Source organism: Microvirga sp. KLBC 81 (assembly GCF_003075415.1).
Classification (GTDB): domain Bacteria; phylum Pseudomonadota; class Alphaproteobacteria; order Rhizobiales; family Beijerinckiaceae; genus Microvirga.
On the sequence record NZ_QDAH01000010.1, the window covers coordinates 126017 to 140816 of the forward strand.

The 14800-nt window shown below is 61.5% G+C and carries 11 protein-coding genes and 1 pseudogene; 8 read left to right on the forward strand and 4 right to left on the reverse strand.

The annotated features are described in order from the left end of the window. Positions 1–285 precede the first annotated feature (285 nt). From DC522_RS09985 to DC522_RS10015, 7 genes are all read left to right on the forward strand, one after another. Positions 286–1860 (forward strand): glucan biosynthesis protein, encoded by a 1575-nt coding sequence (locus tag DC522_RS09985; RefSeq protein WP_116528548.1) that lies wholly within the window; start codon positions 286–288, stop codon positions 1858–1860. Between the two features lie 103 nt (positions 1861–1963). Beyond that, entirely contained in the window at positions 1964–2977 is a 1014-nt protein-coding gene (locus DC522_RS09990; protein ID WP_116528549.1) for an ABC transporter substrate-binding protein, read from the forward strand. Between the two features lie 31 nt (positions 2978–3008). Then, positions 3009–3782 (forward strand): ABC transporter ATP-binding protein, encoded by a 774-nt coding sequence (locus DC522_RS09995; RefSeq protein ID WP_116528550.1) that lies wholly within the window; start codon positions 3009–3011, stop codon positions 3780–3782. Then, entirely contained in the window at positions 3782–4597 is an 816-nt protein-coding gene (locus DC522_RS10000; protein WP_116528551.1) for an ABC transporter permease, read from the forward strand. Before DC522_RS09995 ends, DC522_RS10000 begins: the two co-directional genes overlap by 1 nt. A 92-nt stretch (positions 4598–4689) precedes the next feature. Next, complete coding sequence (locus DC522_RS10005; protein WP_245444071.1) at positions 4690–5217, forward strand: MarR family winged helix-turn-helix transcriptional regulator; 528 nt, start codon at positions 4690–4692, stop codon at positions 5215–5217. A gap of 211 nt (positions 5218–5428) precedes the next feature. Next, positions 5429–5734 (forward strand): TfoX/Sxy family protein, encoded by a 306-nt coding sequence (locus tag DC522_RS10010; protein WP_116528553.1) that lies wholly within the window; start codon positions 5429–5431, stop codon positions 5732–5734. 17 nt (positions 5735–5751) lie between these two features. After that, positions 5752–6723 carry a 2-hydroxyacid dehydrogenase gene (locus DC522_RS10015; protein WP_116528554.1) on the forward strand — a complete coding sequence of 324 codons (972 nt, stop codon included), beginning with the start codon at positions 5752–5754 and terminating at the stop codon, positions 6721–6723. On the opposite strand, the gene DC522_RS10020 is transcribed toward DC522_RS10015, so the two are convergent. The 4 genes from DC522_RS10020 to eda form a co-directional block, all read right to left on the reverse strand. Then, a complete protein-coding gene (locus DC522_RS10020) occupies positions 6720–7466 on the reverse strand; it encodes an SDR family oxidoreductase (RefSeq protein ID WP_116528555.1) in 747 nt (248 codons plus the stop codon). The two genes, DC522_RS10015 and DC522_RS10020, sit on opposite strands and share 4 nt — an antisense overlap. A gap of 142 nt (positions 7467–7608) precedes the next feature. Next, positions 7609–9417 (reverse strand): IlvD/Edd family dehydratase, encoded by a 1809-nt coding sequence (locus tag DC522_RS10025; protein WP_116528556.1) that lies wholly within the window; start codon positions 9415–9417, stop codon positions 7609–7611. A 475-nt stretch (positions 9418–9892) separates the two neighbouring features. Next, positions 9893–10732 (reverse strand): tellurite resistance TerB family protein, encoded by an 840-nt coding sequence (locus tag DC522_RS10030; protein ID WP_116528557.1) that lies wholly within the window; start codon positions 10730–10732, stop codon positions 9893–9895. 66 nt (positions 10733–10798) lie between these two features. Continuing rightward, entirely contained in the window at positions 10799–11542 is a 744-nt protein-coding gene (gene eda, locus DC522_RS10035; RefSeq protein WP_245444072.1) for a bifunctional 4-hydroxy-2-oxoglutarate aldolase/2-dehydro-3-deoxy-phosphogluconate aldolase, read from the reverse strand. 2294 nt (positions 11543–13836) lie between these two features. Between eda and DC522_RS10040 the strand changes: the two are divergent. After that, a pseudogene (locus tag DC522_RS10040) lies at positions 13837–14226 on the forward strand (transposase); the annotation flags it as partial. Positions 14227–14800 lie beyond the last annotated feature (574 nt).

The following is a 14800-nucleotide window of genomic DNA, read 5'->3' on the forward strand; positions in this document are numbered from 1 at the left end:
GAGAGCTAGGGTGCTCTCGGGCGGCTGTCCGGCCTCTTGTCCGGATGCCCACCAACCGGCACGCGACCACAGGCACGTGCGAAATTGGGCAGGGGTGAGATAAGCATATTTGCCCGGGATCACAAGACCTTTTCGCACACTTGCGCAATTTTTTAACCCTAGATTTGGGGAGGGCGTGGCCGGAGCAACGTTCAGGCCCTATTAAGCGGCTTAGGCCCAACCATTGCCGGGTGAGCGCTTCGAAAATCCGTCTCCCCGAACCTCAGGAAGTACAGTCCCGCTGCCATGACGCATCTCTCCCGCCGCACTCTCTTGCAAAGCCTGATTGCCGCCACCGCCCTGTCCGCATGGAGCGGCGAAGCTTCCGCGCAGGCTCAGCAGAGCGGCGTGCCGGCGCCGAACCCATTCCGATTCGAGGACGTCGCGCGCAGGGCGCGGGAACTCTCGACAGCCCCATTCGAGGCCAATCCTTCGCAGCTGCCCGAGCCGCTCAACCGGCTCAGCTTCGACGATTACCGCGATATCCGCTTCCGCCCGGAAAAGGCGCTGCTTGCCTCCGGCAACGGCCCGTTCCGCATGCAGCTGTTCCACCTCGGCTTCCTTTATCAGCGGCCGGTGACTGTCAACATCATCCGCGACGGCGTGCCGACGCCGGTGCCCTATCAGCGCGAGCTGTTCGATTACGGTCGCAACAAGATCGAGAAGCCGCTGCCGGTGAACCTCGGCTTTGCGGGCTTCCGCCTGCATTATCCGCTCAACAACCCGAAGGTGTTCGACGAGCTGATCGCCTTCCTGGGCGCGAGCTATTTCCGCTTCTTGGGCCGTGACCAGAAATATGGCCTCTCGGCACGCGGCCTCGCCATCAACGTCGAAGGCGGAGAGCGGGAGGAGTTTCCGCATTTCCGCGAGTTCTGGGTGGACATGCCCAAGCCCGACAGTGACCGGGCCACGGTCTATGCGCTCCTCGACAGCCCCTCCGCCACCGGCGCCTATCGTTTCGAGATCTATCCGTCGAAAGAGACCACCCTCGATATCACGGCCACGATCTTCCCGCGCCAGCGGATGGAGAATGTCGGACTGGCGCCCCTCACCTCCATGTTCTTCGAAGGCGAGAACGACCGGAAGCCGACGGACGACTACCGCCTCGAAATTCACGATTCGGACGGGCTGCTCATGCAGTCCGGCGCGGGCGAGTGGATCTGGCGCCCCTTGCGCAACCCCACCACGAAGACGATCTCGTCCTTCTCCGACAACAATCCGCGCGGCTTCGGCCTGATGCAGCGTGACCGGGTGTTCGAGAATTACCAGGATTTGGAGGCTTACTACCATCAGCGCCCTGGCTACTGGGTGGAGCCAGTGGGCGATTGGGGCGAGGGTTGGGTGGAGCTGGTCGAGCTGCCGACCCCGGACGAGACCCACGACAACATCGTGGCCTATTGGCAGCCTGCCAGACCTTACGAGGCCGGGCAGGAGGTGACTTTCTCCTATCGCCTGCGCGCGGCCTCCGCCATCGGCGACATGCATCCGGGCGGCAAGGCCATCAATACGTTCCAGACGCCACCGCGCGCCAGCGGCTCGAACGGTCCGAGCGATCGCACGCATCGACGCTTCATCATCGATTTCGCAGGCGGCAACCTGCCCTATTACTTCAGCTCTCCGGAGCAGGTGCAGCTGGTGCCTTCCACATCTGTCGGGCAGATCACCCACACATTCCTCATGCCCAACGATCACACCAACGGTTTCCGCGCAGCCATCGACGTGAAGCTGGAGCCCGGCCAATCCACGGACCTGCGGGCCTTCCTGCGGGCCGGAAACCGGGCGCTCACGGAAACCTGGACCTATCCCTGGGCCGTGGAGTGAGCGCCGCCTGAAGCGCCCGGCGCTTGCCAAGCGCGCCGGAACCGCGCAGAACCGGACCCTGGACGCGCAGGGACTGTCTGCGCCATGGCAAGGGGCGAGAGCGATGAAACGGAAGGCTTGGGCAGCGGGGCTGCTGGTGGTTTGGGCCGGTTGGAACATGGGTCCGGCCATCGCGCAGCCTGCCTTGCGGGAGGTGACTTTTGGCACAAACTGGCTCGCCCAGGCCGAACACGGCGGCTATTATCAGGCACTCGCGGACGGCACGTATGAGAAGCATGGCCTGAAGGTCACCATCGTGCCGGGTGGCCCGCGTGCGGACAACCGCATGCTCATGACCGTCGGCAAGCTCGACTTCTATATGGGCGGCAGCCTTATCCAGGCCTTCTCAGCGGTGGAAAAGGACATTCCGACGGTGGTCGTCGCGGCTCATTTTCAGAAAGAGCCGCAGGCCTTGATGAGCCATCCGGGCGAGGGCCTCGACACGTTCGAGTCCTTGAGGAGATCGAACGACATCTTTCTCTCGAAGAGCGGCACCGCCACCTTCTTCCAGTGGATGAAAGCGGAGTTCGGATTCAAGGACGAGCAGGTGAAGCCCTATGGCTTCAATCCCGCACCCTTCATCGCCAACAAGCTCTCGGTGCAGCAGGGCTACGTGACCTCCGATCCGCTGGTGATCGAGAAGGCGGCGGGCTTCAAGCCCAACGTCTTCCTGCTCGCCGATCAGGGCTTCAGCACCTATTCGACCACGATCGAGACGCGCCGCGAGGTGGTGGAGAAGGATGCCGATCTCGTGCAGCGCTTCGTCGATGCATCGACCATCGGCTGGTACAATTATCTCTACGGCGACAACACGAAAGCCAATGCGCTCATCAAGCGCGACAATCCGGAAATGACTGACGAGCTTCTTGCCTACTCGGTCGCGAGGATGAAGGAATACGGCATCGTCGATTCAGGCGATGCGCAGAAGCTCGGTATCGGCACTATCTCCGACGCGCGCGTGAAGGACTTCTTCGACAAGATGGTGAAAGCCGGCCTCTTCAAGGCAGATCTCGACTACAAGAAAGCGTATACACTCCAGTTCGTGAACAAGGGCGTTGGAATCGAGCTGAAAAAGTAAACATCGATCTGCATCCGGCACCGCGCATCTCATGACCGTCTCCACGCTCGTTTCGCTCAATCAGGTGAGCAAGGTTTTCGCCAACGGCGTGGCGGCTCTTGAGCGCCTCGATCTTGATGTTCGCTCAGGTGATCTCGTCTCCCTGCTAGGGCCCTCGGGCTGTGGCAAATCGACGGCGCTGCGTCTCATCGCAGGCTTGACGGGACCAACATCGGGAGTTGTGGCCTGGCCCGGCTCTTCGGAAGCTGATCATCGCAGCGAGATCGGCTTCGTGTTCCAGGAGCCGACCCTGATGCCCTGGGCCAAAGTGGCGGACAATGTGTGGCTGCCGCTTCGCCTGCGCGGCATCTCGCGGCAGGAAGCGAAAGGCCGCATTGCGGAAAGCCTCGCGCTTGTGGGCTTGCAGGATTTCGCCAAGGCCTATCCGCGCGAATTGTCCGGCGGCATGAAGATGCGCGTGTCGATCGCCCGCGCGCTCAGCGTGAAGCCTCGGCTGCTTCTCATGGACGAACCATTTGCTGCGCTCGACGAGATCACGCGCTTCAAGCTGAATGACGATCTGTTGAGGTTGCAGCGTGAACTCAACTGCACCATCGTGTTTGTAACGCATTCCGTTTTCGAGAGTGCGTATCTGTCGAACCGCATTGCCGTTCTATCACCTCGACCGGGCCGCATCGTTACGGAGATCGCAGGCGTTCCCCTCTATGAGCGTGGCAGCGATTTTCGGACAAGTCCTCCTTATGCGGATCTGTGCCGGCACGTGTCGCAGGCCCTGACGAGCACCATGCAGGACGAGAGGCTGTGATGCTCCGCAATCCTCTCAAGATCCTTATGCCACTCCTGGTTTTCATCGCGGCCATTGGTGCATGGGAAATGTACGTGCGCCTTGCCGCCGTGCCGCCCTATATCCTGCCCGCACCAAGCCTGATCGCAGCCACGATGAAGTCAGACTGGCCGATCCTGTCGGCTTCGCTTCTGGTGACGCTGAAGACCACCCTGACGGCTCTCGCTCTCGCAGTCATCGGCGGCGTAGCGCTCGCCATTCTCTTGAGCCTCTCGCGCATCGTCGAGTATTCGCTCTATCCCTTCGCTGTCGTCCTGCAAGTGACGCCGATCATCGCCATCGCCCCCTTGCTGCTGATCTATATGCCGCAGGATGTGGCTGTGCTTGCCTGCGCATGGCTGGTGGCCTTCTTCCCGATCCTGTCGAACACCATGCTGGGGCTTCAATCCGTCGACCGGAACCTGCTGGAGCTTTTTCAGCTCTATGGCACCTCCTCTCGACGGGACTGGGATGCTCGCCTCGAATCCCGGTTGAAGGCTCTTTGGTATCTGCGCAGACCGGCGGCCCTGCCCGCCTTCCTGGCAGGTTTGCGGATCGCGGGCGGGCTCTCGCTCATCGGAGCGGTCGTTGCCGAAATGGCGGCGGGCTCCGCGGGAGCCGGCTCGGGGCTCGCCTATCGCATCATCGAAAGCCAGTACCGGCTCAACATTCCCCGTCTGTTTGCGGCCCTGGTGCTCCTGGCGCTCACGGGCGTTACCCTATTTCTTATTTTGGGCTTCCTGTCCCGTTTCCTGCTGCGGCATTGGCACGAAAGCGCCCTGCCCCGGGAGGCCTGATGAGAGATCTGTTAAAGGGTCGCAGATCTGTCATCGAAACGTCATGAGTTGCTGGTCATGGTAAGGTGATAGCTGCTCAAAGGAAGATGGCAATGGACAAGGATATCGTACATCCAGGCGTGAAAAGCGTCGGCTGGGCCCTGGTCCAAGCATCGCGTCTTCACCGCAGTCGCACGGGCGACAAGCTCTCGGAACTCGGGCTCTTCGCGGGTCAGGAGCAGGTTCTCCAGGCGCTGGCCAACTCCGGCCCTATGACCATGGGCGATCTCGCCGCCATTCTCCGCGTGCGCCCGCCCACGGCATCCAAGACAGTATCCCGCCTCTCAGCTCTCAAACTCGTCGAGCGGCACACGGAGCCGGGCGATGCGCGCGTAGTGCGCGTGAAGCTGACGAAGGAAGGCAAGCGCAAGGCCGCTGCCATCGATGCCCTCTGGGACGAGGTCGAAACGGAACTCCTCGCGGGCTTCGACAACAAGGACCGCAAGCGCCTCCGCAAGCTCCTGCGCAGAGCCGCCAAGAACCTGGCAGGCGTGACCGGTGCCGACCAGACCGGATTCGAGACGGATGACGAGTTGGAAGATCTCGGCACTGAGGAGCCCGAACTCGCCGCAACGGCTTAGCGCCTCGTGCGGCACCGGCGGTCCGCGTCAGCGACCCGAAGGTCCGCGTCAGCGAAAAGGGGACCCGGTCTTCCGCGCAAAACGATGCGCTATTCTATAAATTGAGCATCAATCCAAGACTGATCTCTCTTGAATCGGCAGGGTCCATCGCGTCCGGCTTCAACTTGCTCTATCGTGTCCGCACGAAGCAGCAGGAGCTGGACGCTTTTCCATGAGCGATGACACCATCAGCAGCCTTCCCGGAATCGGCCCCGTCACGCAGAGCCGACTGGGAGATGCAGGCATCCGCACGGTATCGGAGCTCAAGGCCGTCGGGTCCGTCGAGGCCTATCGCCGTCTCAAGTTCATGCTTCCTCGTCAGGTCAGCCTCAACGCGCTCTATGCCCTTGAAGCCGCCTTGCGCGGTTGCCATTGGCTCGACCTGCCCCAGGATGTGAAGATGGTTCTGCAGCAAGAGGCCAAGGCGATTGAAGAAGCCTTTCGCCGCGGCCCCGTCTCCCGCTGCACGACGCGCTGAAGGAAAAAGAGAGTCTCATGAACAACACCGAGATCCTGATGACCGCCCCGATGATGCCTGTGGTGATCGACGCGCTCGACAAGGCCTTCATCCTGCACCGGCTCTGGGAGCACGAGGATCGCGGCAAGTTCTTGAGCGAAGTCGGCCCGCGCATTCGCGGCGTTGCCACCAGCACGCTCTTCGGCCGCATGGATGCGGCACTCTTCGACCCTCTGCCAAATCTTGAGATCGTGTCGAGCTTCGGCGTCGGCTACGACAACGTGGATGTGACGGAGGCGGCCAAGCGACAGGTGATCGTCACCAATACGCCCGACGTGCTCAACGACGAAGTCGCCGATCTCACCCTGGGCCTTCTCCTCGCCACGTTGCGCAAAATTCCGCAGGCCGATCGCTACCTGCGCGAAGGGAAATGGCTGAAGGCCCCCTTTCCTCTCTCTCCGACCCTCCGCGAACGCAAGGTCGGCATCGTCGGCCTCGGCCGCATCGGCAAAGCCATTGCGAAACGGCTCGAAGGATTCGACGTGAGCATCGCCTATCATGGCCGCACGCGGCAGGAAGATGTCGCTTACACCTATCACCCGACGCTCATCGGGATGGCTGAGGCCTGCGATGTGCTGATCGCCATCACGCCTGGCGGCGCAGGCACGAGGCACCTCATCAACGCAGATGTTCTAAAGGCTCTTGGGCCCAACGGCGTTCTCATCAACGTGGCGCGCGGCAGCGTGGTGGACGAGCAGGCGCTGATCGAGGCGCTCAAATCCGGCACGATCCTCACCGCAGGCCTCGATGTCTATGAGGATGAGCCGCGCGTGCCGCAGGAGTTGATCGATATGGAGCATGTGGTGCTTCTGCCCCATATCGCTTCCGGCTCGGTTCACACGCGCAACGCCATGGGCCAGCTCGTCGCCGACAATCTCATCTCGTGGTTCAACGGCAAGGGGCCGCTGACGCCCGTGCCCGAGACACCCTATCCGGGCAGCCGGGCTTAAAGCGCGAAGCCGCCATCCACGAGGTGGATGTGGCCCGTCGTGTAGCTCGACTCGTCTGAGGCGAGATAGACGGCGAGCGCCGCGACCTCCTCAGGCGTTCCGAGGCGTCCCATCGGCTGCCGGTCGATGAAGGCCTGACGCACCGCCTCGATGCCCTGGCCTGAGCTCGCGGCCAGAGATGCGATGCGTTCGTCCAAAGAAGGCGACTGGATCGTGCCGGGGCAGATGGCATTCGCGCGGATGCCGCGCTTGATGAAATCGGCGGCCACGGCCTTGGTGAGTCCGATCACTGCCGCCTTCGTCGCACCATACGCATAGCGGTTCGGAATGCCGCGCACGGAGGATGCGCCGGAGGCGATGTTGACGATCGATCCACCGCCAATATCGAGCATGCCCGGCAGGACGGCTCTGATGGTGCGGTGCATGGATTTCACGTTCAGGTCGAACGAGAAATCCCAGTCCGCATCGGAGCATTCGAGCACGGTGCCGTGATGCACGAAGCCCGCCGCATTCACGAGAACATCGAACGCTCCGGCTTCGTTGACGAGGGCCTCGATGGAGCTATTCGAGCGAACATCGAGCTTGCGCCGCGTCGCCCCCTCAAGGTCTTCGAGTTTAGCCTCGTCGAGATCCGTTGCCCAGACGTGCGCGCCCTCGCGGAGGAAGGCTTGCGCAATGGCGCGCCCGATGCCCTGCCCTGCCGCCGTGACGAGGGCGGTTTTGTTCTTAAGACGATCTGTCATGACGCCTCCAGGATCTATGCGTGCACCTTAGCGCATCGTGCGGAAAAGTGGCCCCGGTTCTCCGCCCCAAACGATGCGCTTCTCTCAAGATTGAGCATCGGATTGATCCCAAAAGTGCCAATCCACTTTCGGGTCCGATGCTCTAGTGGTTGTCGCGCGGCACGCCGTAGGTCTGCGCCACCTTCTGGTATTTGACCGCGGGCTTGAGCGTCATGCCCTCGGAGAGCTGATCCACCATCGAGCGCTGGATCTCCTGCCATGGCGTCTGACTTGCCGGATAGGCATAGCCACCGCGGGCTTCGAGATCGGCACGGCGTTTCTCCAGCTCCTCCTGCGAGAGCAGGATATCGGCCGTACGCTTGTTCAGATCGATGCGGATGCGATCACCCGTCTGCAACAAAGCGAGACCGCCGCCAGCCGCCGCCTCAGGTGACGCGTTCAGAATGGAGGGCGTACCGGACGTGCCCGACTGGCGTCCGTCACCGATGCAGGGCAGCGAGAGAACGCCGCGTTTGATCAGTGCGCCAGGCGGCTGCATGTTCACCACTTCCGCAGCTCCCGGATAACCGATGGGACCTGCACCGCGCATGATGAGGATCGTATGCTCGTCAATGTTGAGCGACGGATCATCGATGCGGTGATGATAGTCCTCAGGCCCATCGAACACCACGACGCGTCCCTCGAACGCATTCGGATCGCTCGGGTTGTTGAGATAGCGCTCCTGGAATTCCGCGCTGATCACGCTTGTCTTCATGATCGCGGAATCAAAGAGCGTTCCCTTCAGGTTGAGGAAGCCTGCTTTTTCTTTGAGCGGATTGTCGTAGGAGCGGATCACGTCGCGATCCCAGGTGAACTTGCCCTTGCAGTTCTCGCCAACCGTCGTGCCCGTGCAGGTGATCGCATTCTCATGGATCTTGCCCGCGCCGATCAGCTCGGCCAGCACCGCCGGCAGGCCGCCGGCACGGAAATATTCTTCGCCGAGATACTCCCCGGCAGGCTGCACATTCGCGAGCAGCGGGATCTCGAAGCCGATGCGCTCCCAGTCGTCATTGTTGAGCGGAACGCCAATGTGCTTCGCAATCGCGTTGATGTGGATCGGCGCATTGGTCGAACCGCCGATGGCCGCATTCGCCACGATGACATTCTCGAATGCCTCACGGGTCATGATGTCGGAAGGCTTCAGATCCTCCCACACCATCTCGACGATGCGCTTGCCTGTCTCGTAAGCCATCTGCCCGCGCTCGCGATAAGGCGCGGGGATCGCAGCGGAGCCCGGCAGCGACATGCCGAGTGCTTCCGCCAGCGCATTCATGGTCGAAGCCGTGCCCATGGTGTTGCAATGGCCGACCGACGGCGCCGAGGACCCGACGATGTCTATGAATTGCTGATAATCGATGTCACCCGCGGCGTGACGCTCGCGCGCCTTCCACACGATGGTGCCGGAGCCGGTACGCTCGCCATGATGCCACCCGTTGAGCATGGGGCCGACATTGAGCGAGATCGCCGGGATGTTCACGGTCGCCGCCGCCATCAGGCAGGCCGGCGTGGTCTTGTCGCAGCCGGTCAGGAGCACGACGCCGTCGAGCGGATAGCCGTAGAGAACCTCGACGAGGGAGAGATAGGCCAGGTTCCGATCGAGGCAGGCCGTAGGTCGCTTTCCCGTCTCCTGGATCGGGTGGCAGGGGAATTCGAAGGCCACGCCGCCCGCCGCCGTGATGCCGTCCCGCACGCGCTTGGCGAGCTCGAGATGGTGGCGGTTGCAGGGAGAGAGATCGGAACCCGTCTGCGCAATGCCGATGATCGGCTTCTTGCCCTGCAGCTCCTTGCCGGTCAGGCCGAAGTTCAGATAGCGCTCGAGATAGAGCGCCGTCATGCCCGGATTGTCCGGGTTGTCGAACCAGAGCCGAGAGCGCAGCTGATCGGGAGTGCGGCGGTGGGGCCTGTCAGCCATTCTTGGATCCTCTCAATTTTAGGCACTTTGGCCTTATGTGGTGCAGGACAGAAGCCGAAAAACCGGTCTGGATAAAAATCGTATCCGTCCTGATGAGTCCGTCGGCAAGCAATCGAAAGCGAAACGCTGCCTGACGCAAGGCGACTTTCGAATAAATCATACAAATAAATTTGATATATTGTTTCGTACCGAGCCTGAGTTGTCGCTGGCGACGCGTTCGATACCGGTCGCAGCTCCTAGAGCATCGTGCGGAAAAGTGGATCCGGTTATTCGCTAGCGCGGCCCTTCGGGTCGCCTGAACGATGCTCTCATTCAAGGAGAAAGCATCGGATGGGTCCCAAAAGTGCAAATCCACTTGTGGGTCCGAGGCTGTAGCCTGCGGCCTCGTTCGGGTCACGCGACGAGCACAGACGATCAGACCCAGAGCATCAGACCGCTTGGGCGCGGCTCTCCTTATTTAAGGTAGTCGTCAAGATCAGCTCAAGGCGCTCGCGGTCTCGTCGATCTGCGCGCGTGTCGCAGGATCGAGATCGAGCGCTTCCGCGAGCTGGTGGAGGAATTCACGTTCTTGAATCGTATCGGGATCAATGGCGATGCGCGCGGCCGCATAGACCTGTGCCGCCTTCTCGGGATCGTTGATGCTCGCTGCCAGTTCCTCGACGTCGGCCGGCGACGCCATTTCCCGCTCAAGCCAGCGGCTCGCCTCCGGGTCGATGCCGGCTTCGGTCAGGCCTTTGACGATCCGTGCGCGCTCGGCTGCATCGATCCTGCCATCTGACGCTGCGGCTGCCACCATGGTCCTCAAAAAAAGCAAGGCATCGTCCTCGGTCTGCGAGACCGGATGGAACCGCGATGTCTCCGGCAGGCTCAAAGCCGCTTGGGCCACCGCTTCGCCATCACTTTTGCCGGACTCGGCCGGGGCCTGTCCCTTGGTATCCGCTGTAGCCATCACACCACCCTGCTGCTTCTGATAGGCGCGATAGGCGAGACCTCCGATCACCGCGAGGCCGCCGAGTTTCACAAGATCGCCGGTGAGTTTGCCTTTCTTGCGACGCCCGAACAGGAGCCCCGCCAAGCCGAGCAGCGCCGCCTGGGTGACGCCCGGATGCTGTGTCGCCAGATCCTTCGCCTTCTGAATGAGTTGGTCAGGGGATTGGCCCGTGATCTGAGTCACGCTCTTCTCGAGTTGCTGCCCCAAGCCTTGCTGGCCGGCTCTGGCCTGTTGGACCTCTGAAGAGCCCTGGCGATTCTGATGGGGCTCGGCACGGCCGATCGCGCCGACGAATGCATCCAAGAGTTTTCTGTAATCGACCATTGCGTCCTCCTGCCGGTTCAATGCCAAAGCAAGAACACAACGGAGGCGCCGGGGAATGGTTCAGGTTTAGCCCCGCAGAGAGGCGGCATCCGCGGCAAGCCGCTCAATTGCGGCAAGATCACCCTTCTTCATCGCCTCCGCAGGCGTAACCCATGTGCCGCCGACACAGGCAACATTGGGAAGGGAAAGATAAGACGGTGCAGAGGTGCGGTCGATGCCGCCTGTCGGGCAGAACACCAGGTCCGGAAGGGGCCCATGGACGGACTTGAGCCAGGCTGTTCCCCCTGATGCGGCCGCGGGAAAGAATTTGAGATAGCGGAAACCCATGTCCGCAAGGGTCATGGCTTCCGAAACCGTCGAGCAGCCGGGCATCACTGGGATCGGGGCTTCGCGCAGATCCTCCGCGAGCTTCACTGGCGTTCCTGGTGTCACGATGAACTTGGCGCCGGCGTCCACCACTTCGTGAATCTGGCTCCGCGCGAGAACAGTGCCGGCCGCGACCATGGCCTCGGGCACGGCCTTGGCAATAGCGCTTATGGCGTCGAGCGCAGCAGAGGTTCGGAGCGTAATCTCGATCACCGGCAGGCCTGCGCGGACAAGGGTATGAGCAAGGTCGATGCTGATGCGCGCGTCGTTCACGGTCACCACAGGAATGACGGGCGCACGGCGGAGCTGATCCTGTAGGACGTCGGTGTGCGGCATGGAGGATGTGTCCTTGTTCGAGCGGATGCAGGACAGCAGATCCTTGTGCCGAGGTCCAGGTTTTTTGTCGACGATGTGCGACACATGCCGAGCAAAGCGCATTGGCATGGCGGATCCTCCAAAGGCTGTGGCGGAAGCCCGGCGATACCGTCGACTGGGGTGCGTCACATCATTTGGCGGGTGGGCCTTGGAAGTTGAGGGGAGACGCAGCCTGGCAGGCAAATGATTGCGGTTAGAGCATCGTGCGGAACCGAAGGTTCGCGTCAGCGAAAAGTGGCCCCGGCTTTCTGCACGTTGCGCCGTTTAAAAAGGGAGCATCAGATGAGCCCCAAAAGTGGATCCCACTTTTGGGTCCGATGCTCAGCACGATCATTATTGTTCTCATGGAAGCTCCCCGACCTGTAGACAGGGTGAGACGATGGTGTCTCACTCTGTCAGGAGCATCCAAGAGAGCAGGCCTTCCTTGGTTAAATTCCCAGTCCTTTGAGCTTCTAGCTTGGCCTTAGATGTCTGCTGGACCGGAGAGGACTTTCTTCTGAAGGTCTGGGACGCCGTACGCGCATATCCTGCGGAGGAAGGCTGAACGCCTGCACTCGCGTGGCGAGGGAACCTCCACAGGGCCGCACTCAAGGACCGTGTTGGTCCATGGCCTTCATTCCGCGTCCAGGATTAAGGGCATAGCCATTGCACAAGTCACGCAGCAACAGCGGCTCAGCTGTAACCGCATGGCTTTCGCAAAGGCCAGAGATCGTCGAGCCCGGGATACCCAAGCAAGATTAATACCAAATTCAAGGGAACCACGGTCGGAATCGACATTTCTCATTGTGCTTGGATTGAGGAGCTGCGGTCCATGCGATTGCGGGCCTTGGTCGAGGTATTCACCTCTCAGACATGCTGTTGGTGTACGTAACATGCTGTGGATCGTCCTGCTCGCTGGGGCCGCTGGATTAGCTGGCGGCTATGCGTCTGAACAAGCAACCATACCCAAGCTGCAATACCGCCCAGGCACACCTTTTTTAATCGTTCAAGCCTGCCGCGATGCGGTCGTCTCGGCAGCTCGGGCTCATGCAAGTGAGACGGGAGCAACACTGGTTCGGGTCGACGCCGCGAGTGCAGGCGAGATGCGGCGCACGCGCAACGGTCAAAGTGCACCAGTGGAGATCGGGATTGTCTACAGTCGGTCAGGCGGACGGGAAGCCCGCCAGGGCGTGATCGAATGTCGGGTGGACCGCCGCGGACGGACTGTTATTGCGGACCTTGCAAGCGCAACACGCTAGGAAGTTCCTGTGGCCGAGCAGCTGAAATCGCTGAGGCGCGCGCAGCCGGCCTGACCTGTCTGCTTGCTGTGCCGTCATCGGCGCCACCCCGAACGAGGTCAGACCGCGATGTCGCTGTGACAGCTCGAGGGATTGAAGCCGTTGCGGTTGGGTGAGAGCCCGACATGTTCCTCCGATCAGTGGGACGTACTGTCTTAATTTTCGGGCGGCTCTGATTTTTTGTAGAACTGGTGCCCTGCCCTTGTTTCTGTGGCTCAACCGTATTCTGGCCGGCTGGTGCCGGACTTGGCCGTTGGGCAGAAGTTGCTTCTTGCTTCAGTCGCGCAAGCTCGGCCTCAGCCGCATCGCGCGCCTTGATGGCCTCATCCCGCTCCCCACGGGCGGCGGCGGCTTCTGCCCGCGTCTTGACTAGCTCTTCGAACAGGTTGGCGCGGACCCGATTGAGTCGGGCGATCTCATCCTCGGGCGAGGCGGAAACGGCTGTCGCCGCACTAACTCCAAGTCCAACACCCGTGAGAATAGCGATGCTAAGAGACTGAAAGGTGCTCTTGCTGAATGAGGATGGCATCGGAACGGCCCTCCGTTGATGCATGTTGATTGCATCGGTGCTGACCGGGGAATACTGCTCTCCTTGCCGATTTGATGCTACCCTCCCAAAAGGGTAGCATCTGCCAGTATAACCAACGTGGCAGAGACGGCCGCCAATCGATGTTTCTGAGCCTCGAACGCCACTATCACAGCAGATCGCCTCCATGGCGATGGAGCGGGCGGCCACTCAAAGAGGGTCGGGACGCCCGTGGTTGGAATGTTTCCTCCGGATTACAATGATGACCTAGCGCCTCGGGCGGAACCGAAGGGCCACGCCAGTGAAAAGGGAACCCGGTTTTCCGCTCCACCGATGCACTCATTAATGCGAGAGGGCATCGGATACAAAAGTGGATTTGCACTTTTCACGTCCGAAGCTTTAGTTCGCTCCGGCCTCCGACCTGGAACGTGAGTGGCACGATGCAGCTGGAGTTAAGGTCGCTTAAGGTCAGCAACTGGCAGATTTCGTTGAAAAACTCCTCGTGCATGGCGCCGGATCGTGATTCCTTGATCGGGCATTCTCAGCGGGAGGATCGGGCCATGATGGGCGAGCGTCTTGTGATGCAGGAGAGCCTGTTCTACGCGTTCAGGCTCGAGGATCATGTCCCCTCCGATCATCTCCTGCGGCGCATCGACCGCTTCGTCGACTGCTCGGAACTGCGCCAACGTCTGACCGGCTTCTACAGCACCACAGGCCGGCCCTCTGTCGACCCTGAGCTGATGATCCGCATGCTGCTAATCGGCTACTGCCTGGGCATCCGATCCGAGCGGCGCCTGTGCGGGGAGGTGCACCTCAACCTGGCGTACCGCTGGTTCTGCCGTCTCGGGCTGGAAGGTGAGGTGCCCGATCACTCCACCTTCTCGAAGAACCGGCACGGGCGCTTTCGTGAGAGCGACCTGATCCGTCACCTGTTCGAGGCCGTACAGCGCCTATGGCGCGGCCGAGATGCTGCACTGGCTGGTGGAAGAGCAGAAGATCGCCCCGCATGTTCCGGACGGCGTAAGGGGCCAAGGGTGCTCAGCTCATCATAGTCCTGACATCAGCAAGCAAAGCTTGGTCGCTGGCTCAGCCCATCCAGGCGCCTACTTTTTCAACCCAATCGGCACTTCTCGGACGTCGCGGGGTGGTCATCTTGTGAGCGGCAAGCGGACCTTCCTGGAACGTCATTTAAGTTTTGGCTCCTTCCGCTCACCCCTTTCCGACCCGGGCTGGCCGCGGTCGTGCGTCCGTGTGTCGTCCGGCTGCCGCTGGATGTCAGTTCGCCGGAGGCGGAGGATCGACTCGTCGCGTGGCTCAAGCGGGATTTGCACTGTGTCGGACCCGGCCCCTCTGACGAAGCCCTGATCGCACGCGACGCTGCTGCAGTGTGGTCTGCGGTTGCCCACGCGCCGAACAGCGCTGCACAATCCTAAGCAAGCGCCAGCGGCGCGGCGGGCCTTCGAGGGGCCGGCCACAGTCGACGCGCGCAGGAGAGCACAGGTTGGAGAGCACGCGCTGGAGCCC